1 protein-coding gene and 2 pseudogenes are annotated in these 1,952 nt (G+C 38.9%); all 3 read right to left on the bottom strand.

Going from position 1 to position 1,952, the window contains the following annotated elements; translation table 11 throughout:
• Positions 1-1,081 (bottom strand): annotated as a pseudogene (locus CK510_RS29800) (hypothetical protein); the annotation flags it as partial.
• Positions 1,082-1,093: 12 nt separating this feature from the next.
• Positions 1,094-1,417, bottom strand: a complete 324-nt coding sequence (locus CK510_RS29795; protein ID WP_095725045.1) for a hypothetical protein — start codon at positions 1,415-1,417, stop codon at positions 1,094-1,096.
• Between the two features lie 166 nt (positions 1,418-1,583).
• A pseudogene (locus CK510_RS29790) lies at positions 1,584-1,865 on the bottom strand (hypothetical protein); the annotation flags it as partial.
• Positions 1,866-1,952: the final 87 nt, after the last annotated feature.

The raw sequence follows: 1,952 nt of genomic DNA, 5'->3' as shown, positions 1-1,952 counted from the left end.
TTTTATCTTGGGCAAGTACAGCAGATGTATTCGCTTGTTTTGTAAGACGCTGCATGTTAGTTTTCACCAACGTCTCATTCGCTCGCATCAATTGGCAGTAAATCTCAGTATCATAAACTCTTTCCCTAGATAAAACCTCCCATAAATAACGCATTTGTCGTTCCTTATCCACCCAACCACCGGGTTTATCGGCAAAAGTTAGGGCAGCAATGTATTTTTCTTGGAGATGTACCCAACGACGATCGGCGATGGGAATGGATGATTCTGACTCCATGAGCAAAGATGCGGGGGAGACATCTGAGTAAATTTCCTCACGTAGTCCATTGTCATCAAGGGTCAAAAGTTGGGGAATCGGACGGGGTGGTGTTTGATTAAATCGTTGCCATAGTTGTTCCCAAAGATTTTCGGCTGTTAAAGGGCGGATATCTAGCCCCATTTTGTTTGATAAAAGTTGTTCCCATAATTGAAATCCGTCGGTGAAAGATGCGTGTAAAAGTCGTTCGATGGCTATGAATTGAAGTTCGTTTATTTCTCCTGTAAATGATTTCCAAGAATGTTCTAATTTCGAGAGAATTTTCTCAATCGCATCGTTTGTGCCAGTGCTATTGGTTTCAATTGTGTAGGTGCAATAAAGACGTAATATTTTTGGTTTACGAACTCCTTGAATTGTTAGTTGTTCTGTTCTACATCGTTCTCCCATTAGTAGATATTGCAGTTCTTTATTAGGGGCAATATCGCTCAAATCTTTGAGTTGCTGTTGTCTTAAATTATCGTTGGTAAACGAACTTAAGTGTATGGTTAAACGTTCGCCATCGGGTAAATCTTTCAATCCTGATTCAATCGCATCAAACACGGGGTCAATCTGTTCGCTACGTAATGTTGAATGAATGCCCGCACATTCAAATCCAAATTGAATTAGAAAATTATCGACACCTTTACGCAGAAGATAAGCACCAATCGAGCGTCCTTGGAGATTTATTTGCAACATTGAAAAAGGAGAAAATGCATCTTCAATAGGTGTTAGGGAAAGTCTATTCCCTCCATTATCAATAATTCGATTACCAACTTTTTGATTTGACACTTACACAACAACCTACATTTTTTTGACTTTGCTTCCTTTTTTTGAATCTACAACTGGCTGGTACAAACATCTAACTCTAATCCAATTAGGGGTAGCAACAAACTTGGATAAAACTCTCCAAGCTCCATTAGCTGTTAATATCCACCAAGTCGCTATTCCCCAAGATGCAACACTACAAGTCCAAACCCAATTGAGTCGCAATAAACCGTGAGCTAAATAGTAAGAAAGTCCGCAAATTATCGCCCAAGGAATTAATTGGTCAGCAGGGAATGGTCCGATATTGGGTTGCTTTCCAAGAGTCACATTAACTTTGCGATATTTTGATTTTTCCTCCATCTTTTTATTAGTGAGTAGTGAGTGGTGAGTAGTGAGTAGTAATAATAAATAGTCCCTTCAGAGGTAATTATGTGGGTAGAAATAAACAGAAACATGTAAATTTACCTAAAAGTCTTACCTCTATTCACCATTCACCATTCACTACTCACTATTCACTACTCACTACTCACCCTCCTCCACCTCCAATAATCAAATTTGCCAGAATATCACCCATCGTCACCGCAATTAAAATAATCATTGGTGTTCGAGCTAAATTTACCCAATCTTCATCCTGTCTTCCAGCTTGAATCACCCTAACTAGCGATATTCCCAGGTAAAGTATGAACAATCCTCGTAATACATTAAACGACAAAGTAATTGCTTCACCTGCACCTGTAAATTGCCCTGTCATCCAAGTTTCTGCATTTTGAAAAAATTGTGCTTGTGTCGGAGTAGAAAGAGCATCTAAACCTCGTCTACGTTGAAAACCGTAGTTTTTCTTCATCTTCTTCAAGATGATTTTTTACCCACAAGCGATCGCTAATTTCAAACGGAT

The sequence above is a fragment of the Brunnivagina elsteri CCALA 953 genome (assembly GCF_002289455.1).
In the GTDB taxonomy this organism is placed as follows: domain Bacteria; phylum Cyanobacteriota; class Cyanobacteriia; order Cyanobacteriales; family Nostocaceae; genus Brunnivagina; species Brunnivagina elsteri.
This window is presented reverse-complemented; position numbering and strand designations above follow the sequence as displayed.

Bases quoted from the DNA above. Each gene is read 5' to 3' on its own strand.
- CK510_RS29795 (WP_095725045.1), bottom strand. From the start codon at position 1,417: ATGGAGGAAAAATCAAAATATCGCAAAGTTAATGTGACTCTTGGAAAG.